Source organism: Candidatus Poriferisodalis sp. (assembly GCF_965221945.1).
Classification (GTDB): domain Bacteria; phylum Actinomycetota; class Acidimicrobiia; order Acidimicrobiales; family Poriferisodalaceae; genus Poriferisodalis.
In genome coordinates this window covers 2090863-2110792 of record NZ_OZ244925.1, presented here as the reverse complement: position 1 = coordinate 2110792, position 19930 = coordinate 2090863, and the positions used below count along the sequence as shown (strand labels likewise).

Below are 19930 nucleotides of genomic sequence, written 5' to 3'. Positions count from 1 at the left end.
TCGCGTAGCCTCGCAAGGCGATGGCGGTTCCGGATGGGCCCGATGTGCCCCCGACGTTCGGGCCGACGGCACTGGTGACCCCGGCCAATCTCGTGACGGTCGCCCGTATTGCGGCCTCGCCAGTGTTCATCGCGATGATCGTGTCGTGGGGGGCTCGGTGGAGCACCTTTGCTGTCGGTTTCGCGATCGGCATGACCGACTACCTGGACGGATGGCTCGCCAGACGTCACGGCAAGACGCGCGCTGGCGCCTTCCTGGATCCGCTCGCAGACAAGGTGCTGGTGCTCGGCGGGCTGGCTGCGCTCGTATGGAATGGCCAATTCCACGCTGCACCCGTCATCATCATCGCCGTGCGGGAGCTGGCGATTAGCGCCTACCGGTCTCGCGCCGGTCGCCAGGGCATCACGGTTCCCGCCACGAATCTCGCCAAGTGGAAGACATTCACGCAACTGTGGGCAATTGGCTTCGCCGTCATGCCACCCTTGGCGACTCACGTGCACTGGCTTGCCACGCTGACGCTGTGGATGGCCGTGGCGCTCACGGTCTGGACCGGCTGGGCCTACCTGCGCTCGGCCCGCAGCGTGGCCGCGGCACAGCTGGGCGAAGAACCCGCATCCTGACACGCAGGGCGCTGCGCTGGGCAGCGCCGCCCGGCACCCATCGGTCTCCTATGCGTGCGTACCTTCGCACTGTGCCGGTTGCCCCCTGCGCCTAGGGTCACCCGATGTGAAGACCGAGATCATCGCCGTCGGCACTGAGCTCTTGCTGGGTCAGATCGTCGACACGAACTCCTCGTGGATGGGCGAACAGCTCGCCCTCGCCGGTATCGACAGCCACTATCAGACGAAGGTGGGCGACAACTTCGACCGCATCGACGCATCGCTCCGGCTGGCGCTCGACCGCAGTGATGCCGTCATCGTGTGCGGCGGCCTCGGTCCTACCCAGGACGACATCACCCGTGAGGTGCTGGCGTCGTTGATGGGGGCTGAGCTGGTGCTCGATGCGGTCATCGCCGACCGCATCCGGGCCATGTTCGCCAGCCGCAGCCGGCCGATGCCTGAGAACAACCTGCGACAGGCGATGGTGCCGACCGGTGCCACGCCGATCCCGCAGCAGCCCGGCACCGCTCCCGGCTTGATGGCGCCGATCCGCTGGGTGCGGGGCGTGGGCGCGGTGCCGCATGGCTCCGAGCCGCCGGACGGAGCCGAGGTGCTCGATCGGGTCGTGTACGTGGTGCCCGGCGTGCCTTATGAGATGCGCGAGATGCTCAACGGCACGGTGCTGGGCGATCTGCAGCGGCGTGCGGGCGTGAGCGCGACCATCGAGAGTCGTGTCCTGCGGACGTGGGGCCAGAGCGAATCCGGACTTGCCGAGATGCTGGCTGGCCGGATCGACGAGTTGGACGAGACCGGCAACCCGACGCTTGCCTTCTTGGCCAGCGGCATTGAGGGCATCAAGGTCCGCATCACTGCCAAGGGGGCCGACTCGGCCGAGGCGTGGAGCCTGATCGACGCCGAACAGGCGGTGCTGGAACCGTTGCTCGGCGACTTGGTGTTCGCCTACGACGACGACACGATGGAGACAGCGGTGCTGGCTGAGTTGGGTCGGCTCGGGTTGACGCTCGGCGTCGCGGAGACGATCACCGGCGGCCGAATGGCGAACCGCCTGTCATCGGCCGAGGCCGCTCTGCGAGCGGGAACCGCCCCCGGCGGAGCGAAGCTGGGCGACCCTGGCTTGGCCACGGCATCCGACACCAACCAATCAGAGCCGTCAGGCCCACGCACTTTCGCTGGAGGCATCGTGGCCCGATCGGAGCACTTGGCCGAGTACCTGCTGCATGCCGGTTCGTGGGAGGTGTCGCCGCTGGGCGACGATCTCGTACCACCGCTTGCGTCGACCGCCGGTTCCCTAGCGCTTGCGCGGGCTGCCCGCTTGCGCACTAACGCCAGCGTGGGAATTGCCGTCACGGCGGTCGAATACCAGGCCTCGGCGACGGCCGAGCACCCCTTCGGCACCGCCTTCCTGGCCGTTTCGATCACCGCGCAGCCTGCGCATGGGGATGTGCCTGCGGTGGCGCACCGGGACAAGGCCGACGAGATCCGCCTCCCCGGCGATCGCGAGCGCCTCGCCGACTACAGCGCCATCTCTGCGCTCAACCTGCTGCGCCTGATCCTCCAAGGCCGCCATTAGCAAATATGTTGCATTTTCTGTGAAATTATCGTAGAAATATATCTGTGACTGAGACAACGGGCCTGTCAACGGCCTCTAGTGCTCTCTTGTCGTTCACGGCAGAGAACGTCTATTGCTTTCGAGATGAAGTGCATCTGTCCCTGCTTGGGACGCGTCTCGCCGATCCCGATGTAGTCCGGCTCATGTCCATCGCGGGCCGTGCCAAGCCAGAGCGGGTGCTGCCGGCCGCAGCCATCTTCGGCGCGAATGCCTCCGGGAAATCGGCGATTCTGAAGGCACTGGGCGACATGCACGGGCTGGTCGCTGGATCGTTCAGCCAACGAGCATCTGGCGATCCGCTTCCCCGACCGCGCTTCCTGCTCGACGGTGCCGCAGCCGACAAGCCGTCTCGATTCGAAGTGGAGTTGATTCTGGGCGGCGTTCTCTTCGGGTATGGCTTTGAGATGGACGATGCGCGTGTCAGAGCCGAGTCTGCTTGGTATGCCCCGCGCGGGCGCAGGGCTCTGCTGTTCGAGCGGGTGAGCGGAAAGAAGACCAAGTTTCGATCGCCGCTTCACGACGAAGGCGAGTTGCTGGAGCGCTACGACCGGGAGAATGCGCTGCTGCTGTCGGTTGCGGGGGCCGGTCCTGACAACCCGCTGCGCCGCCTGCACCGTTGGTTTGTCAACAACATCTGGCACTCGGCTTGGGAAGGCTGGACGTACGGTTCGGCGAAGTCGGCGAACGAACTCAGTGCGCGCGAGTCGAAGGAACGGTTGTTGAATGTGCTGCGATTTGCTGACCTCGGCATCGTTGATCTCAGGCTGGTGCCACCGGACCCGCAACAGGTTGAGCAGCGCAAGAAGATCCTGCGTGCGATGCGCTCCGCTGGCCTCGCGGTGCGAGAAGAGAAAGACATCGCCGACGAGGACACTTTGGTCTTGACCCATGAGGGCACTGACGGGGACGTGGAGTTGGATCCGTCCGCGGAATCCCAGGGGACGCAGACCTGGCTGGGACTGATCGGGCCGCTGTTGACATCGCTCGACGATGGCCGATTGCTCGTCGTGGACGAACTCGATACCAGCTTGCATCCCCACCTCGTGAGCCGGCTCGTGGAGCTGTTCCAGAGTCCGCGGTACAACCCCAACGGAGCGCAACTGATCTTCAACACCAACGACACAAGCATGCTCGGCGACAGCGGCGAAGCGATGTTGAGTCGTGATCAGGTGTGGTTCACCGAGAAGGCCCCCGACGGCGCCTCGTCGCTGTACTCGTTGGCACACTTCACACCGGCGCCGCGACGTGACGAAGCGATCGAGCGCCGTTATCTGTTAGGCCGCTACGGAGCGATCCCATCGCCGAATCCCGCAGACTTGGCGGGAGCACTTCCGGCGGAAGCAGCTGACCTCGTCGACGAGTTCACCGACGCATGAGTTCCGGGCGCAACCGAGCACGACATGCGGCACCTCGGCGCAAGACACAGCGGATAATCCGAGTCCACAGCGAGGGCGAAAAGACGGAGCCGAAATACCTTGGTCGCTGGGGAAAAATCCGCGGTCCAGGTCTCACCATTAGCTGGGGCATCACGGGTGCAGCACCGATGACCCTCGTGGAGAAAGCGCGCAACGACATTCGTGCCATGAAGCAGGTGCGTCGCCGCAACGAAGTGCCTTTCGACGAGGTCTGGTGCGTGTTCGACCGCGACGCCCACGCCAACGTTTCGCAAGCGCTCAACGAAGCCCGTCAAAGCGGCATTCATGTCGCGTTTTCGGATCCGTGCTTTGAGCTATGGCTCGTATTACATGCCCAGGAACACACGGCTCCACTCGATCGAATAACTGCAAATCGGCTCGCCAGAGAGCTGGGCCTAATTGACAAGAAGAACAAGAAGGATGTGCCGGCGGCCGCGTGGCAAGTTCTCGAACCCGGTTATGCCGACGCCAAGGCACGGGCTCAAACGCTTGCGAAGAGGCATGAAACGGCGGGATCGTCGCCGCGTTCCAATCCCAGCAGCGATGTATGGCGGCTCGTGGACGTTCTGAGCACTTGAGTCGCGGGATGCCAGGCTGATTCGGCACGCGGCATAGCCGCATGGACCGCTTCGACGAGCTAGCCGCCGAACTCGGTTACACCAAGGCAGCCTTTCACCGCCTGGTTCATGGCGCGGGTATCGAACCCAAGAATGTGCAAAGCACGTTCTCGCGCGGCCCGAACGCTGGCTTTCAGACGGATCCTCGCGGGACAACCCATTCGGTCGTCTGGCCGGTGATGTCGGCGATCCGGTCGTAGTCAGCGTCGTAATGGACGACGGTGAGACCGTGTACTTCGGCGACCGCCGCGATCAGCAGATCAGGCAGCGGAAGACGGTGCTGGCTGCGCCGAGCGAGGAGATGCTGCACCTCGAGCGCTCGATCGGTGACCGATTCGGTGATGGGGAATGAGGGCAGGGCACCTCGCTCGGCAAGGATCTCCTCGTAGTCCGTACGGGACCGCGCGCTATAGAGGACTTCAAGGTCGATGATCGGACATGTCGCCACATACCCGTCGACCAAGAGCGGAGTGAGCCGGGCCGCGACTGCGGCGTGATGCATGCGCGCGTACGCGCTCTTGTCCGCAAGATAGAGAGGTCTCAACGCCAGGCACCGGACATGACCTCATCATCGGCGATGTCAGTTCCGTGACGGCCAGCAATTCGGTGCGCGTGCTTCATTCGCAATTCGGCGTCGACTGTGTGCTTCAGCGCTGCATTGACGGTGTCCTTCATGGTCAGTGCGCCGGTGATGCGGCGCGCCTGCTCCAGCAGCTCATCGTCGATGTCGACCAGACGCTTGGTCATGAGCCCGAGTATATCCAAGTCGTGTTGCTGATATATCTCGACTGTCTTGACTCGTTATCCTGCGCGCCTGACCGGCACGGTGGCAGGCTGGTCCGATGCGATTCGGATTCTGGACCAAGAACGACCAACAGACGTCAGCGATCATCGAATGCTGCGCGCACGCCGAGGCCACCGGCTGGGATGGTCTGTGGTTCGCAGATCACTTCATGCCCAACGAGGAGAACGTCGACCAGCCAGTCCACGAGGCGTGGTCGGTGCTGGCCGCGCTCGCGGTGGCAGTGCCGCGGGTGCGCCTGGGTCCGCTCGTGGCGGGCAACACGTACCGCAACCCGGTGCTGACCGCCAAGATCGCCACCACCATCGACCATCTGTCTGGCGGCCGGGTGGTGCTGGGCATTGGCGCGGGTTGGCAGGAGAACGAGCACGAGGCGTACGGCTTCGAGTTCGGCACGCTGCGCAGTCGCATGGACCGTTTCGACGAGGCGGTCGAGATCATCAGCTCGCTGCTCGGCAACCACCGCACCAACCTCGACGGCGACTACTACACGGTTGCTGAGGCGCCGTTGGACCCCAAGCCGATTCAGTCGCCTATCCCGCTGCTCATCGGCGGCGGCGGCCGGCGTCGCACGCTGCGCACGACGGCCCGCTGGGCCACCGAGTGGAACTGCTGGGGCATGCCCGACGACATCGCCGAGCTGTGCGGCGTGCTTGATGGGCACTGCGAGGCGATTGGCCGCGATCCCAGTGAGATCAGCCGCTCGGCGTGCGCGCTGCTATTTATCGGTGAGGACTCGGCCAAGCTGAAGAGTTTCCGTGCCATGGACCTCGGTCGAGCCGCCATCGTGGGAACGCCCGACGAAGTCAGCGAGGTGGTCGAGCAGTACCGCCAGGTCGGCGTCGACGAATTGATCATTCCCGACTTCACCTTCGGCCCGATGGAAGCCAAGAAACACTCCATGGACGTGTTCATCAATGAGGTGGCGCCCAACTTCCGCTAACCGCATCGGCGAAGCGGAGACCGAGAGCGTCACCACGGCAGGCAACTAGAGGGGAACACAGTGAAGATCGGTCTGTTCCAGATCAATATGGGTGCGCTGGGCGACGCGGCCGGCCCAGAGGGAGCTGGGCGTGTCGCAGTGGCCGCTGAGGCCGCGGGCTTCGAGTCCGTGTGGACGGGCGAGCATGTGGTGCTGCCCGACCCGCAGGCGCCGCCGTCGCCGCTGCCGCCGTTGCACCCGATGCTGGATCCTGCGGTGGCGCTCGCCTATATCTCTGCGGTCACCAGCGAGATCAAGCTGGGCACGGGCATCATCATCGTGCCCCAGCGCAATCCGTTGGTTCTGGCCAAGGAATTGACCAGCGTGGATGTGCTGTCGGGAGGCCGACTGCTGTTCGGCGTCGGTGTCGGCTACCTCGGACCTGAGTTCGATGCGCTGGGTATCCCGATGGCCGACCGGGCCCGCCGGACCGAGGAGTACATCGAGGCGATGCGTGCTGTTTGGTCGATGGATGCGCCCGCCTATCACGGCGAGTTCGTGAGTTTCGCGAACGTGCAGGCCCGCCCGCGGCCGGTCCAGCAGCCGGGTCCGCCGGTCGTCATGGGCGGCCACACCGCGCCGGCGTACCGCCGCGCCGTCACGATGAGCGAGGGCTGGTACGGATTCGCGCTCGACTACGACGGCACACAGCGCTGCATCGAGGGCCTGTCCGAGGCGGGTGCTCGCTACGACCGGCCCGCCGAGCTCGGACGGCTCGAGATCACTGTCACGCCTCGGGTGCGCCCGACGCCCGAGATGGTGGAGCGCTTCGCCGAGATGGGAGTCGACCGGCTGGTGTTGCTGCCCAATGGCCAGACCGTCGACGAGATCGCCGCCTTCGTCGACCACATCGGCGCCACGCTGATTTCCTGACGGCTCGCGCTCGGCGTGCCGCCGCGACGGTCTGCTACCCGCGCCAAGGAGCAGCCGGGCGGCGGATGGGCGGTCCGGAGGAGACCACGCCGTCAGCTTCGAGTTTGTCGATCGCGGCGGCGTCAAGCCCCGCCAGCTCCGTCAGCACTTCACGATTGTGCTGCCCGCGGTCGCCTGCGACGGCTCCGGGCTGGGCACCTGCGTCCGCTCCGGCAAAGCGCCACGGCGACTGCGGCACAGTGAGCGGCACCGCCGCTTCGCCAGCGGCAACGTCTACGAAGGCGCCTCGCTCCTGTGCCCACTCGGTCTCGGCCAACTCGGGCACCGTGCGCACCTCAGCGGCCATGACGGGCTTCACGCCGATCGCGGCTTCCACCGCTTCGGCGCTGTCGAACTGGCTCACCCACTCGCCGAAGATGGCCTCCAGTTCGTCTCGGTGATGCACCCGGTCCTCGATGCGGGCGAACCGGGGGTCCACGCGCAGGTCGGGACGATCCATCGCTGCGGTGATCACCTTCATGCCGAAATTGGCGGTCAGGTCCAGCGTCACGGTGACGTGACGGCCGTTCGACAGCGGGTAGACCGCGGCCCAGTTCTGCCCGCCCTTGAAGCCGATCTGCGGGTCCTGGCCGGTCAAGTCCGTGGCAGCCAGGTCATTGCACATCAGCGTGCTTTCCGCCATCGACACCTCGACGGTCTGCCCGTGCCCGGTTCGGTGCCGCATGTGCAGCGCGGCCAGCACTGCGCCGAGCGCATGAAGCCCGCTGTAGGTGTCGGCGTGCGACATCGGATCGTTGCGGTAGGGCTCGCCACCACGTCGACGCGACACCATCTCGGTCACGCCGGCCTCGGCATGCAGGACCGATGCGAACGCGCCCCGATCGCTCCGACTGTTGCCATGTCCCCAGCCCGACACCGATGCCACGATGATGCCTGGATTGACCTCGGCGAGCGCGTCGTACCCCAAGCCCAGCTTGTCCAGCACTCCCGGCCGGTAGTTCTCGAGCACGATGTCCGCCTTGGGGACCATCGCCATCAACACGTCGCGGCCAGCGGCAGTCGTGAGGTCGAGCGACACGCATTCCTTGCCGGCGTTGAAGTGTGCGAAGTAGGCCGAATGGCCATCCACATGGGGAACGATGAAGCGGGTCAGGTCCCCATCGGGCGGTTCGATCTTCACCACCCGGGCACCGAGATCAGCCAGCAGCCGTCCGGTGATCGGCCCGGCCACCGCGCGAGTCAGGTCGAGCACGAGCACGTCTTCGAGCGGCCGTTCCACGGTGCTTGACGATAGAGCCGAACGGTGTCGGCTGCCCGGTTTCAGCTCCGGCGGTCGCTGCTTGCTGGCACGGGCATCCAGACGCTGGGAGGGGACAGTTGCAAGGGCAAGCGCGGTGCTCGCGTTGCCGCGGTCGGCTCCAACGGCACCGGGTCGGGCGTCAGCCCCCAGATGACCAGCACGCCCGCGAGCGCGACGCCCCCCGCGAGCGCGATCGGCAGCAGCGTTCCGCCCGAACTCTCCAGCAGGGTAAACATGGCGATCGGACCGATCATGCTCCCGATCCCGTAACAGAAGAACAGTCGCCCGAGCACTGATCCGATGCCGGCCACACCGAAGAGGTGGGGTGTCACATCGCCCTGCAGCGCAACGAATCCGCCGTAGCCGACGCCCAGGACGACGGCGAAGACCACGATCTGCGCGTAGCGATCCGATGCGAAGAACCAGATCACAAACGCGACCGGCAGCATCGCGAACGAGATCTTCAGCAGACGGATCGAACCCAGAGCGCGGGCGAAGCTGGTCAGCAGCAGGCGTCCGAAGATGCTCGCGGCGCCGACGACCGAGAGCAGCCATGCGGCTGCGCCGGCGCCGATGCCGACGGAGCTTGCGAAGGGGATGATTGCGGCCAGCGAGCCGATGACCGGTACGGCGAACAGGGTGGAGCCGATCGTGAGCTGCCAGAACGCCTTGGTGCGCACGACCCGGCGCACATGCTCCCGCGGATGCGCGGTGGCCACGATCGGGGTGCGCCGCACCAGCACGAGGCACACCAGCACCGTGATCGCTCCGATGACCGCAAGCCACCGGAACGCCTCCCGCCAGCCCAGGTTCTCGATCATCCGCTGGGCGAGCGGTACCAGCACCATCGTTCCCAAGCCGGGCCCGGTCGCCACCAGACCCTGAGAAACCGCCCGGTGCCGCAGGAACCACGACGCTGCCGTGGCGAACAGCGGTGAGACGAACAGGCCCGCCCCGAAGCCGCAGCCGACGCCGTACACGACGTAGCCGTGCCAGAGCTCAGAAACCGACGAGGTGGCAACCAAGCCGGCGACGAACAGCGCACCGCCCACGGCCAGCAGCGGCCTCGGCCCGAGGTGATGCAACAGCGGACCGGAGATGATCCCGGTGCTGAAGAACAGCAGGGTTGCGATCCCGATCATGACCGAGGTGCCGCCCTGGCCGGCCCCGAATTCGGTCGCCATTGACTCGATGAACGCACCGAAGGTGTAGATGGTGCCGAAGGCCATGCCGCAGGACAGGCCCGCTCCGATCGCCACCAGCCAGGCGCGCCACGAGTCGATGAGTTCGGGGTCGCCCGTTAGTGGGGGATTGGCGAGTGCCACTGGCGTGAACTTCAGCTGTCAGTGCTGATGTCGGCAACCAGATCGGCCACCCGCATCTCGCCCTCGCAGGTCTGCCCGCCGAGAGCAAGGAACTGCTCCATCGCCGGACGAGCCTCGGGAGTGCGCATGAGCTGCTGGAACAGGTACTGCTCGGTGAACAATCCCTCTCGCAGCGGCAGATCGTCGGCGGCGTTGACCGCCTGCTTGGCCAGCGCGACTGCTTGGGGCGGGAACTTCGCGATGCGGTAGGCCAGATCGGTCACGAAGGGCCGCAGCTCGTCGGCGGGAAGCGCCCGGTTCAGGTAGCCCCACTGCTCGGCGGTACGTGCGCCGAGGTCGACACCGCCCAGGATCACTTCCATGGCGCGCCCGCGTCCCACGAGCCGGGGGAGACGCTGTGTGCCGGTCCCGCCGGGCAGGATGCCGATGGGCACCTCCATCTGGTTGATGAAGGTGCGATCGATGGCGCCGAAGCGCATGTCGCACGACATGGACAGCTCGCTGCCGCCGCCGCCGACCCGTCCTCCGATCTCGACGATGGTGGCCTTGCCCATCGTGCGGCAGCGCTCGCACATGGCGTGGAAGCCCCCGAGTTCGGTCGGGCGCTCAGCCGGTCCCTCGGTGGGGAAGCCGAGAATTGCCTCTACGTCGAAGTGCGCGATGAAGAAGTCCGGATTGTCGCTGCGCAGCACGACCACTCGCACGGAGTCGTCGTCGGCAACGTGCGCGCTGAACTTGGCCAGCTCGCGGAACAGCGCCAGCGTCATCACGTTGATCGGCGGGGCGTCAATGGTTGCGAACACCACGCCGGCATCGCGTTCGATGTGCAGCAGCACGAAGTCGTCATCGTTCATCTGGGATGGGGAGCTCATGGGGCGCAGCGTGCCACACGGGTGCGACACGATGACGTGCCGGCCGCCCGCGCACACACGAGGCGTGACCGAGTGCCCCAATCTCGGCTGTCCTGCCTTGACACGAACTGATGTTCGGAACTACATTGCTGTCATTCGTAGTGGCTGCTGTAACAGCGCAGAGCGCTTGAGCAGGGGCCGCCAGTGCAGCGACGTGCGGCGCACCGAGCGTGACCGCTGTCCAAGGGAGATCAACCGGCAGAAAATCACCCGTGAGTTGTCACACCCCGCTCCTACGGTGCCACCACACGGCATCGCACACCGGGTGCGGTCGGCGGGTGTCCGAGGAGGACGACATGGATAAGCAGAACACAGATCGGGAACGAGCACTGGATATGACGCTCACACAGATCCGACGCCAGTTCGGCGACGGATCGGTGATGAAGATGGGCGAGAAACATCACATGGCTGTCGAGGCAATCTCGTCCGGCAGTCTCGCGATCGACCTGGCGCTCGGCATCGGCGGCTTTCCCCGCGGCCGGGTGGTGGAGGTGTACGGCCCGGAGGCATCGGGCAAGTCCACGCTCGCCATGCACCTGGTGGCCGAGGCCCAGCGAACCGGTGGCGTCTGCGCCTATGTCGACGCCGAGCACGCAATGGATCCGCTGTACGCGAAGAACATCGGCGTCGATGTGGACGAGCTGCTGATCTCCCAGCCCGACACCGGCGAGCAGGCGCTCGAGATCACCGACATGCTGATTCGCTCGGGAGCGATTGACGTGGTGGTGATCGACTCGGTGGCAGCGCTCACGCCGCGGGCCGAGATCGAAGGCGAGATGGGCGACCACCATGTCGGCTTGCAGGCGCGTCTCATGTCGCAGGCGCTGCGCAAGCTCACCGCCAACCTCAGCAGGACCAAGACGATCTGCGTGTTCATCAATCAGCTGCGCGAGAAGATCGGCGTGATGTTCGGCAGCCCCGAGACCACGTCGGGTGGTCGGGCGCTGAAGTTCTACTCAACGGTGCGCATCGACATCCGCCGCATCGAGGCCATCAAGATCGACGGCGAAGTCGTGGGCGGACGCACACGCGTCAAGATCGTCAAGAACAAGGTGGCGCCGCCGTTCCGCCAGGCCGAGTTCGACATCATGTACGGGCATGGCATCAGCCGCGAGGGTTCGCTGCTCGACGTGGGCGTCGAGCACGGCATCGTGAAGAAGTCCGGTGCTTGGTACACCTACGAGGGCGAGCAACTGGGCCAAGGTCGCGAGAACGCCAAGAAGTTCCTGATCGCCAATCCCGAAGTCACCGTCGAGATCGACGGCCGGATCCGGCGTGCGCTGGGTCTCGGCGTCGACAGTGACCCTGCCGACAGCGATGCCGATGTGCTCGACCGCCTGGACGATGCGCAGGCGACGCGGACTGAGGGTGCCAGCGTCGACTGAGCCAACCGGCCAACGCAGCGCGCCGGCCGTCCTGGCGAATCGGCACCGCCCGTTCGCGTTCACCCGTCGCTGAGGCTGCTCTGCGGATCGGAGCGCGCCCCTAGCCTTGACGCCGTGGCTGCGGGCGAGCAAGTCCAACGAGGCGAGACTCAGCGCAGCTACTTCGTGCGCACCTACGGGTGCCAGATGAACGTGCACGACTCCGAACGGATCGCCGGCCTGCTGGAGGCTGAGGACTTGGTCGCCGCACCGACGATGGCCGACGCGGACATCATCGTGCTGAACACCTGTTGCATCCGCGAGAACGCCGACAACAAGCTCTACGGGCAGCTCGGGAACCTCAAGCGCCTCAAGGAGGACCGACCCGAAGTGCAGATCGCCGTTGCAGGCTGCCTGGCACAGAAGGACCAGGACCTTGTGCGCGAGCGGGCTCCCCACGTCGACGTGGTCTTCGGTACCCACAACGTGAGCCGCGCCGCCGAACTGTTGGCCGATGCGCGGGTATCAGGGCCGGTGACGGAGATCCTCACCGAGTCCGAGGAGTTTCCGTCGGCGCTTCCAGTGCGACGTGATGCCCAGCACGCAGCGTGGGTCACGATCCAGATCGGCTGCGACAACGCGTGCGCCTTCTGCATCGTGCCCTCGGTTCGGGGCCGCGAGATCTCCCGGCCGTTCGGAGAACTCATCGACGAGGTGCGCAGGCTGGCGACCGACGGCGTCAGCGAGGTGACCCTGCTGGGACAGAACGTCAACAGCTATGGCCGAGACGTGACCCTGGCGCTGCGCGGCACGAACGGTGAGATCGATGCCGCATGGCGTGCCGGCGAGACCTGGGCAGGTGGGCGCCGCACGGCACGGCCGCTGTTCGGTGATCTGCTGCGCGCCGTCGGCGCAATCGAAGGCATCGAGCGGGTGCGGTTCACCAGCCCGCACCCGAAGGATCTGCGGGCCGACGTCATCTCGGCCATGGCACAGACGCCGGCGGTGTGCGAGCACCTCCACCTTCCCCTGCAGTCCGGCAGCGATGAGGTGCTGGCCGCCATGCACCGGGGCTACACCGCCCAGCGCTACCTCGAGCGGCTCGGCGCAGCCCGTGACGCTGTTGCGGACTTGGCAGTGAGCACCGACATCATCGTCGGCTTCCCCGGAGAGTCCGAAACAGATTTCGCTGCGACGCTCGAACTCGTTGCAGAAGCCCGCTTCGACAGCGCGTTCACGTTCGTCTTCTCGCCGCGACCCGGCACCGAGGCCGCTGAGCTGAGCGATCGATTTGTGGCACCTGCTGTGGCAGCCGAGCGCATGGAGCGGCTGCGAGCCGTCGTCGAGCGATCGGCACGATTGGGCAATGAGTCGCGTGTCGGCCGGATCGAGGAGGTGCTGGTCGAGGGGCCGTCCAAGCGGGATCCGGGCACATTGACGGGGCGTACCAGCCAGAACCGCCTGGTGCATTTCTCGGCTCCCGAAGTACTGCGAGTCGGTACCTACGCACGGGTACTCGTGCGCCAGGCCGCAACGTTCCACTTGAGCGGTGACCTTGTCGAGGTCACGGCGGCTGCGCGGCACCGCACCCGCATCCCGGTTGCTGCGCGCTGAGGTCAGCGCCATGGGCGGCGTCAGCATCAGCTCGCCGCTGGTGATCGTGGGACCGACGGCGTCGGGTAAATCGGTGCTGGCACTGGAACTCGCACGTCGCGATCGCGCACTGCAAGGGGGCGGGGCCGCGGTGGAGCTGGTGTCGGTCGACTCCATGGCTGTGTACCGAGGGATGGACATCGGCACTGCCAAACCCACCGCAGCTGAGCGAACCGACGTGCGGCACCATCTCATCGACCTCGTCGATCCGGCGGAACGCTTCACCGTGGTCGACTACGCAACTGCGTTCGAAGCGGCCATGGCCGACATTGCTGCCCGTGGCGCAGTTCCGATGCTTGTCGGCGGCACCGGTCTGTACCTGCGCGCTGTCATCGACGGCCTGACCCCGCCGCCGGAGTTCGGTTCGATCGCGGCGGAGCTGGAAGCCGAGGCGCATGCGACAGCGGACGGTGTCGTCGCTCTGCATCGTCGTCTTGGCGAACTGGATCCGCTCGCAGCTTCACGTATGGAGCCGACGAACGTACGACGTGTCGTGCGAGCGCTGTCGGTCTGCCTGGGTACCGGCCGGCCGTTCTCGTCGTATGGGCCGGGTCTGCAGACCTACCCCGAGGTGCCTTTCCGGACGCTGGGCATCGACCTTGACCGGCACACGCTCGACGAACGCATTACGGACCGTTATCGCCGACAGATCGAGGAAGGTTTCGTGGACGAAGTGCGGCGGCTGATGGAACGCCCACTGTCGCGCACGGCCGCTCAAGCCCTTGGCTACAAGGAGCTGCGTGCCCACCTGGCAGGGGAGTGCTCGCTGGACGAGGCGCTCGAAGTTGCCATCGCACGGACCCGGCGTTTCGCCCGTCGGCAGCAGCGCTGGTTCGCCCGAGACCCGCGGATCACTTGGATCCGGTACGGAAGCACCTCAGAGATGGCAGACCGAGCCCAGCAACTTGAAGCCTGATGGTTCCGGGCCGCGCTGAAGTCTCAAGTTCAGATCGAAGGTTTAGCTGAGACGGGATTCGACCATGTCGAGGGCATCGTCGGTGAGCACCGCGGCAATCCGAACCCGATCCGACGCGGACAGACCGTAGAACTCGCCTGGAGACACGAGAATCCCCGCCTCCGCCAGCAGGGTGCGGGTAAACGCCCACGCATCACCGTCAGGAGCCTCAGCCCACAGGTAGAACCCGCCGCGCGGGAGGGGAGGCTCGGGACCGAAGCGACCCACGATGCGTGCGAGACGCGCGAGTCGCGATCGGTAGCGGCCTCGTTGTTCGGCCACATGGACTTGGTCGGCCAGCGCCGCGGCTGCCGCTGACTGGGCGGGACCGGGAACCATGAATCCGGCATGCTTGCGAAGCTCCCGCAGGTAGTGGACGAGCTCGGGGTCGCCCGCGTAGAAGCCGACTCTCACACCGGCCAGGTTGGACCGCTTGGAAAGTGAATGGACGGCGACCACGCCGTCTACCTCTGCGCGCCGAGATTCCGCTGTCGCTGAACCAGCGTCCGTCGGTGTCAGGATCGTGCGAGGCGGTCCGTCCCAAGTGAACTCGGCATAGCACTCGTCGCTGAAGACCGGCACGCCCCGTTCCCGACCCCACCGAGCAGCCGCAGTGAGATCATCGAGGCCGCCAGCGGGATTGCCAGGCGAGTTGACCCACAGCACCAATGCCCTTTCGGCATCGGACTCGGTGATGGCGTCGAGCTGGATCGACCAATGCTCGTCCGCTGGCACCGGCACCGCCCGGCAGCCTGCCAACTCAGCCCCCATGGCATAGCTGGGGTAGCTGACCTCGGGGTACAACACGGTGTCGCGATCGGGGGTGCGCAGGCGCAGCCAGTGGGGCAGCCCGGCCACGAACTCCTTCGACCCGATCGTTGCTGCCACCTCAGCAGCGGCATCGACCTGCACACCTAAGCGTTCCTCGCACCAACGTGCAGCGGCCTCTCGCAAGTCAGGCGTGCCGATCGACGGTGGATATCCCCGCTCGGAATCCGACCCGCCGAGTGCGGCCAGCACGGCGGGCGACGGCGGATCCACCGGCGTGCCGATGGACAGATCCACCAACCCGCCGTCATGGCGGTCCGCGAGCGGTTTCAGCTCGTCCAGCCGGTCGTAGGGGTAGGGCGGGGGGACGAACCCGGTGCCTGCGCTCACCGCACTATCATTGCTCGCCGAAGCCAAAGTGCGTGCGACTCCAGATGCCGGGCGGCTACAAACTTCCGTCCGAGGTCGATGTCCGCCTCGGTCGGTTCAGTCAGGGCCGATAGACGTCGCGGCGATGGCCGACACGGACTACCTGGACCACCAAGCGGTTGTCAACGACTTCATAGACGATGCGGTCATCACCGACTCGGCCTTGACCTCGTCCCAAGGCACGTAGTCATCTTCGGCGCGTGCGGCGTCGAGCTCACGACGGTCCTGCTGATCGTCAGCGCTGTCGACGAGTCGGTCGAAAGCCTCCGGGCCCAAGATCACTGCCACCCTGCGGCCACGCCGTGTCACTGTGACCGGCTCACCCGACCGACGGGAGTCCTCGATCACTTCGGCCAGCCGATTTCGTACCTCGCTGACTGCAACCTCTGTCATGTACGAATCGTTCATATAGAAGGTCACTGCAGTGGAGCGTCTTCTCGTTCCGAGCCCAGCGTCACGAATTCTGCGAACACGCTGCGCGAAACCTCGTCCAGACGTGCATGGACGACGGTGCCGTCGTCGTCATGTGTCTCGGTGAGCACCTCGCCTTCGCGGTGCACGGCGGCCAGGGCGTCGCCGCGGGAGTAGGGGATGCGTAGCTCGGTGACTTCGGTGAGGTGCCTGAGCCGGTCCCCGACAGCCAGCAACAGCTCCTCGACGCCGTCGCCGCTGTTCGCCGAGATCGCATGCGAACCCTCGTGGTGCTCCAGCAGCCGCCGGACCGTGCCGCTGTCGGTCGCGTCGCTCTTGTTGAATGCGATGAGCTCGTCAATGTCGCCGGCGCCGATCTCGCGCAGCACTGAGCGCACGACGTCAATGTGCATCTCGGGTTCTGCCGCCGAAGCGTCCACGATGTGCACCAGCAGATCGGCCTCGGCCACCTCCTCGAGGGTCGACATGAACGCTTCGACCAGCGAGGTGGGCAGCTTCTTGATGAACCCGACCGTGTCAGTGACCAGCACCGTCTCGCCACCGGGCAGGTGCAAGCGGCGAGTGGTGGCGTCGAGTGTCGCGAACAGGCGATCCTCCACCAGCACATTCGCACCGGTGAGACGCCGAAGCAGGGTCGACTTGCCGGCGTTGGTGTAGCCCACGATCGCAACCGTGTGGTAGCGAGAGCGGCGGCGCGACTTGCGCTGGTTCAGCCGGGTCCGCCGCAGCCCGCGCAGGTCCTTCTCCAGCCTCGCAAGGCGCCGCTGAATCCGCCGGCGATCAACTTCGAGCTGGGTCTCGCCCGGCCCCCGGGTACCGATGCCGCCAGCCTGCTGGGACAGCTGCTGGCCGCGGCCACGCAGGCGGGGGAGCCGGTAGCGAAGTTGCGCCAGCTCCACCTGGGCCTTGCCCTCGAGGGTCGTGGCGTTTTGGGCGAAGATGTCGAGAATGACCGCCGTGCGGTCGAGCGCGGTGCGCCCCAGGATGCGCTCGAGGTTGAACTGCTGCGCCGGCGAGAGCTCGTCGTCGAACACCACGGTGTCGGCGTCGTGCTCAACCGAGGCATCCAGGATCTCGTCGGCCTTGCCGCGCCCGACGAAGGTCGCGGGGTCCGGCGCGTCCCGCCGCTGGACGATCCGGTCCACAGAATCCGCTCCCGCAGTGTCGACCAGCCGCTCCAACTCGTCGAGATTCGCATCCACCTCATCAGCAGTCCGCTCTGCCAACTGCACCCCCACCAGAACGATCTGCTCCCGGAAAGCCCGGTCAATCAGCCCAGACTCAGCCCCCCCAAACTCCCCAAAACCCCCGCGATGCGACTCGTCAGCCGAGGGCTCCGCTGGCTGTTCCGATTCAGCCATCAAGAATCCAGCCAAGGCCCACGCAACGGCCACTCATAGTCTCCGACATGATCGGCCCAAACTTGGAGAACTGGAGGGTCGGTCGGTCCCGCTTGAGCCACGGTCGCGAGCCCGCCAGTCATCAGCACGCTCGTAAAGATCTCATCTCTAACCAAACCCCACTCGCGAGCTCGAATCGCAGATACGACGGCACCTGTTCCGCAGGCTTTGGTCAACCCGGCACCACGCTCCCACACCGACATTCCAAGGCTCGATGACGTCCCTCTCTCGCTCGGCGATGCCCCATTGACGGGCCACACGAATTCCACGTTGATGCCGTCGACGAAGTGCTCTTGGTATGACGCACCGAGCCTCTCAGTCTCGCCAGCGTCCATTTTGCGGCCGGTGGCAATGACGAGGTGAGGATTGCCGACGTCCCCGGTACCACGTGCTCCGCCCCCAAACGTCTCGGAAATGAGTTCGTCGAGCGCGGGGCAAATCTTGGGGCCAGCCTTGACGGTCGGCATTATGACGTCGATATGCGTGTCAAGCGGGACCGGCTCGCCGTCGTTTGATTTCATACAAGGGCTACGCCACCGAACAGATCGAGTACCTGAGTCGGTATTGAGCTCCACATCCAGATAGGCCTCGCTGAAGTCATCGATCCGTAGCGACCAAGGCTCTCGAGCGCTGGCAACAGCGTTTGCGAGACAAGCCGAGCCGTTCCCGCTCATTCCAGCGCGGCTCCCGTCGGAGTTGTACAGCACCATGCGAGCTGTTGCGCTGCCGCCGGGACAACTGGATCCATTGACTGCACTCTCGTACCACGTCGGCGTTGACCAGGTGGGTCCGATTCCAAGGACCAATCCGTCGGCGCCGATACCCGAGTGTCGATTGCAGACCCTCTCGGCCAGTCCTGCCCAATCGAGGCCGCGCGCGTCAAGCGCCGCCTTCTCGTCGTTGCTCAGCAGCGCGATGAGAAAGTCGTTGCCGAGCCCATCGTGCTTGGTGAACTGCAGCGTCTCCACGTCCCCCATTGTCACACCTCGCCCGAAGAACTCACGATCGAATTACTCCGCAAGTCGAGCACCCAGAGGGTCAGTGACCGGATCAACCAGGGGTGGGCGGGGCAGGGGGGTACCCACGCGCACTTCGCAGCGCCACAGCCCATCCAACTCGTAACGGGCGGCGCTGCGCATATTTGAGCACGGGTGCCCCTGCCCCCGTCGACCCCGGGGCGACAGTGGCGGAGCACCCACGGCACTACACGGTGGCTTCGCGCCTGCCAAACCCTTTGAACGTGTCCCCAATAGCAGTAGCCACCGAAGCCAGCTTCGACCGACCCTCATTCAGCCGAGGCGCAATCGACGTCAGACCATCGACCGTCCAGCGCCCATCAGCAGCGATGATGTCGTCGTTCGACAATGACCAGCCTTGGTACAGCCCCACCTCGTTGCCACCGATATGGAACACGCCACCGGTGAACGGGCAGCTCTCCATGCTCAGGTAGGCCACCAGCGGGCTGACATTCGCCGGGTCGTACAGGTCGAATTCTGCAGGGTCCTCCGGTGCGCGCACCACCTCTTCCAGCCCCGGCGTCTGCAGCGTCAAACGAGTGCGTGCGATCGGCGCCAGGCAGTTGACCCGCACGCCGTAGCGGGCGAGCTCGCCAGCAGCCACCAGCGTCATGGCAGCAATGCCGGCCTTAGCGCCTGAGTAGTTGAACTGGCCGAGGTTGCCGAGCATGGCGCCCGAGGCAGTGTTGATGACCGAGCCGCTGACTTCCTTGCCGGCCTTGGACTGCTCGCGCCAGTAGGCCGCAGCCCAGCGGGTGGGGCAGAAGTGACCCTTCATGTGCACGTCGACAACGGCGTCCCACTCCGGCTCGGTCATGTTGACCACCACGCGGTCACGCAGGATGCCTGCGTTGTTGACCAGCACGTGCAGATCGCCAAACGCTTCGACGGCCTGGTTCACCATGCGCTGCGCGCCTTCCCAATCGGTGACGCTGTCGCCGTTCGCAACGGCCTCGCCGCCCATGGCCTCGATCTCCGCCACGACCTCGCCCGCAGGGCCCTGATCTGCGCCGGTGCCATCAGCGGAACCGCCGAGATCGTTCACGACGATCTTCGCCCCTTCCGACGCCATCAGCAGGGCATGTTCACGGCCGATGCCGCGGCCCGCGCCGGTGATCAGGACGACACGTCCGTCGAGTGCACCCATGTTGTTCTCCCGTTCCTGAAGATCGCTGGGGCGCGCCACAGGCGCAGCCTTGGGTCATGTCTGGTTGCTGCCTTGCCCGGATTCGACCACTGCCTTGCCCGGATTGGGCCGCACAAGGTTGGCACATCCGGACGCTCGACGCGACGCCAACTGCCGTAGCGGAGCACACAAGAGGCAGCGTGGAGCGGATGACCGGGGTCGAACCGGCGACCTCAACCTTGGCAAGGTTGCGCTCTAACCAACTGAGCTACATCCGCGCGGGCGGATCACTGTAGCAAGCGGCCACCGCAGAGACGCGTGGATTCAGCGGGC

The 19930-nt window shown here is 65.7% G+C and carries 19 protein-coding genes, 1 tRNA gene and 1 pseudogene; 9 read left to right on the top strand and 12 right to left on the bottom strand.

Annotation, left to right across the window (positions count from 1 at the left end; translation table 11 throughout):
• Positions 1 to 20: 20 nt before the first annotated feature.
• The 4 genes from pgsA (at position 21) to ACOQPH_RS09810 (ending at position 4222) form a co-directional block, all read left to right on the top strand.
• Complete coding sequence (pgsA, locus tag ACOQPH_RS09825; protein ID WP_420621220.1) at positions 21 to 620, top strand: CDP-diacylglycerol--glycerol-3-phosphate 3-phosphatidyltransferase; 600 nt, start codon at positions 21 to 23, stop codon at positions 618 to 620.
• Between the two features lie 106 nt (positions 621 to 726).
• Positions 727 to 2190 (top strand): molybdopterin-binding protein, encoded by a 1464-nt coding sequence (locus ACOQPH_RS09820; protein ID WP_420621219.1) that lies wholly within the window; start codon positions 727 to 729, stop codon positions 2188 to 2190.
• A gap of 86 nt (positions 2191 to 2276) precedes the next feature.
• Positions 2277 to 3605 carry an AAA family ATPase gene (locus ACOQPH_RS09815; protein WP_420621218.1) on the top strand — a complete coding sequence of 443 codons (1329 nt, stop codon included), beginning with the start codon at positions 2277 to 2279 and terminating at the stop codon, positions 3603 to 3605.
• Positions 3602 to 4222, top strand: a complete 621-nt coding sequence (locus ACOQPH_RS09810) for an RloB family protein (protein ID WP_420621217.1) — start codon at positions 3602 to 3604, stop codon at positions 4220 to 4222. The genes ACOQPH_RS09815 and ACOQPH_RS09810 overlap by 4 nt, the downstream gene beginning before the upstream one ends.
• Positions 4223 to 4394: 172 nt before the next feature.
• On the opposite strand, the gene ACOQPH_RS09805 is transcribed toward ACOQPH_RS09810, so the two are convergent.
• Positions 4395 to 4805, bottom strand: a complete 411-nt coding sequence (locus ACOQPH_RS09805) for a PIN domain nuclease (RefSeq protein WP_420621216.1) — start codon at positions 4803 to 4805, stop codon at positions 4395 to 4397.
• A complete protein-coding gene (locus ACOQPH_RS09800) occupies positions 4802 to 5008 on the bottom strand; it encodes a type II toxin-antitoxin system VapB family antitoxin (protein WP_419552365.1) in 207 nt (68 codons plus the stop codon). Before ACOQPH_RS09800 ends, ACOQPH_RS09805 begins: the two co-directional genes overlap by 4 nt.
• A gap of 95 nt (positions 5009 to 5103) precedes the next feature.
• On the opposite strand from ACOQPH_RS09800, the gene ACOQPH_RS09795 reads away from it, so the two are divergent.
• Positions 5104 to 6006 (top strand): TIGR03560 family F420-dependent LLM class oxidoreductase, encoded by a 903-nt coding sequence (locus ACOQPH_RS09795; RefSeq protein WP_420621215.1) that lies wholly within the window; start codon positions 5104 to 5106, stop codon positions 6004 to 6006.
• Positions 6007 to 6066: 60 nt separating this feature from the next.
• A complete protein-coding gene (locus ACOQPH_RS09790; protein WP_420621214.1) occupies positions 6067 to 6918 on the top strand; it encodes a TIGR03619 family F420-dependent LLM class oxidoreductase in 852 nt (283 codons plus the stop codon).
• Between the two features lie 34 nt (positions 6919 to 6952).
• Here the strand turns inward: ACOQPH_RS09790 and ACOQPH_RS09785 are convergent, their stop codons facing one another.
• From ACOQPH_RS09785 to ACOQPH_RS09775, 3 genes are read right to left on the bottom strand one after another with little or no spacing between them, the layout of a single operon-like run.
• A complete protein-coding gene (locus ACOQPH_RS09785) occupies positions 6953 to 8197 on the bottom strand; it encodes a CaiB/BaiF CoA transferase family protein (RefSeq protein WP_420621213.1) in 1245 nt (414 codons plus the stop codon).
• Between the two features lie 41 nt (positions 8198 to 8238).
• Positions 8239 to 9543, bottom strand: a complete 1305-nt coding sequence (locus ACOQPH_RS09780; RefSeq protein ID WP_420621212.1) for an MFS transporter — start codon at positions 9541 to 9543, stop codon at positions 8239 to 8241.
• An 11-nt stretch (positions 9544 to 9554) separates the two neighbouring features.
• Positions 9555 to 10415 carry an enoyl-CoA hydratase/isomerase family protein gene (locus ACOQPH_RS09775; RefSeq protein WP_420621211.1) on the bottom strand — a complete coding sequence of 287 codons (861 nt, stop codon included), beginning with the start codon at positions 10413 to 10415 and terminating at the stop codon, positions 9555 to 9557.
• Between the two features lie 335 nt (positions 10416 to 10750).
• Between ACOQPH_RS09775 and recA the strand changes: the two genes are divergently transcribed.
• From recA to miaA, 3 genes are all read left to right on the top strand, one after another.
• Positions 10751 to 11839, top strand: a complete 1089-nt coding sequence (gene recA / locus ACOQPH_RS09770) for a recombinase RecA (protein WP_420621210.1) — start codon at positions 10751 to 10753, stop codon at positions 11837 to 11839.
• A 114-nt stretch (positions 11840 to 11953) separates the two neighbouring features.
• Positions 11954 to 13432 (top strand): tRNA (N6-isopentenyl adenosine(37)-C2)-methylthiotransferase MiaB, encoded by a 1479-nt coding sequence (miaB, locus tag ACOQPH_RS09765; RefSeq protein ID WP_420621209.1) that lies wholly within the window; start codon positions 11954 to 11956, stop codon positions 13430 to 13432.
• Positions 13368 to 14387 (top strand): tRNA (adenosine(37)-N6)-dimethylallyltransferase MiaA, encoded by a 1020-nt coding sequence (miaA, locus tag ACOQPH_RS09760; RefSeq protein WP_420621208.1) that lies wholly within the window; start codon positions 13368 to 13370, stop codon positions 14385 to 14387. Before miaB ends, miaA begins: the two co-directional genes overlap by 65 nt.
• 42 nt (positions 14388 to 14429) lie before the next feature.
• Here the strand turns inward: miaA and ACOQPH_RS09755 are convergent, their stop codons facing one another.
• The 7 genes and pseudogenes from ACOQPH_RS09755 to ACOQPH_RS09725 form a co-directional block, all read right to left on the bottom strand.
• On the bottom strand, positions 14430 to 15584 hold the full coding sequence (locus ACOQPH_RS09755; protein WP_420621207.1) for an aminotransferase class I/II-fold pyridoxal phosphate-dependent enzyme: 1155 nt from the start codon (positions 15582 to 15584) through the stop codon (positions 14430 to 14432).
• 100 nt (positions 15585 to 15684) lie between these two features.
• Positions 15685 to 15801, bottom strand: coding sequence for a type II toxin-antitoxin system RelE family toxin (locus ACOQPH_RS09750; protein WP_420621206.1), 117 nt, complete (start codon positions 15799 to 15801; stop codon positions 15685 to 15687).
• A 74-nt stretch (positions 15802 to 15875) separates the two neighbouring features.
• Positions 15876 to 16016 (bottom strand): annotated as a pseudogene (locus ACOQPH_RS09745) (type II toxin-antitoxin system Phd/YefM family antitoxin); the annotation flags it as partial.
• A 23-nt stretch (positions 16017 to 16039) separates the two neighbouring features.
• Positions 16040 to 17416, bottom strand: coding sequence for a GTPase HflX (gene hflX / locus ACOQPH_RS09740; protein WP_420621205.1), 1377 nt, complete (start codon positions 17414 to 17416; stop codon positions 16040 to 16042).
• Positions 17416 to 18423: a diaminopimelate epimerase gene (dapF, locus tag ACOQPH_RS09735; RefSeq protein WP_420621204.1), complete on the bottom strand. Its 1008-nt coding sequence runs from the start codon at positions 18421 to 18423 to the stop codon at positions 17416 to 17418. Before dapF ends, hflX begins: the two co-directional genes overlap by 1 nt.
• A gap of 235 nt (positions 18424 to 18658) precedes the next feature.
• Positions 18659 to 19618 carry an SDR family oxidoreductase gene (locus tag ACOQPH_RS09730; RefSeq protein WP_420624337.1) on the bottom strand — a complete coding sequence of 320 codons (960 nt, stop codon included), beginning with the start codon at positions 19616 to 19618 and terminating at the stop codon, positions 18659 to 18661.
• Between the two features lie 180 nt (positions 19619 to 19798).
• A tRNA-Gly gene (locus ACOQPH_RS09725) sits at positions 19799 to 19875 on the bottom strand.
• Positions 19876 to 19930 lie beyond the last annotated feature (55 nt).

Excerpts from the sequence above, each read along its gene's own strand:
- pgsA (WP_420621220.1), top strand. The coding sequence starts at position 21 with ATGGCGGTTCCGGATGGGCCCGATGTGCCCCCGACGTTCGGGCCGACG.
- ACOQPH_RS09810 (WP_420621217.1), top strand. The coding sequence starts at position 3,602 with ATGAGTTCCGGGCGCAACCGAGCACGACATGCGGCACCTCGGCGCAAG.
- ACOQPH_RS09800 (WP_419552365.1), bottom strand. The coding sequence starts at position 5,008 with ATGACCAAGCGTCTGGTCGACATCGACGATGAGCTGCTGGAGCAGGCG.
- ACOQPH_RS09795 (WP_420621215.1), top strand. The coding sequence starts at position 5,104 with ATGCGATTCGGATTCTGGACCAAGAACGACCAACAGACGTCAGCGATC.
- ACOQPH_RS09775 (WP_420621211.1), bottom strand. The coding sequence starts at position 10,415 with ATGAGCTCCCCATCCCAGATGAACGATGACGACTTCGTGCTGCTGCAC.
- recA (WP_420621210.1), top strand. The coding sequence starts at position 10,751 with ATGGATAAGCAGAACACAGATCGGGAACGAGCACTGGATATGACGCTC.
- hflX (WP_420621205.1), bottom strand. The coding sequence starts at position 17,416 with ATGGCTGAATCGGAACAGCCAGCGGAGCCCTCGGCTGACGAGTCGCAT.
- ACOQPH_RS09730 (WP_420624337.1), bottom strand. The coding sequence starts at position 19,618 with ATGGGTGCACTCGACGGACGTGTCGTCCTGATCACCGGCGCGGGCCGC.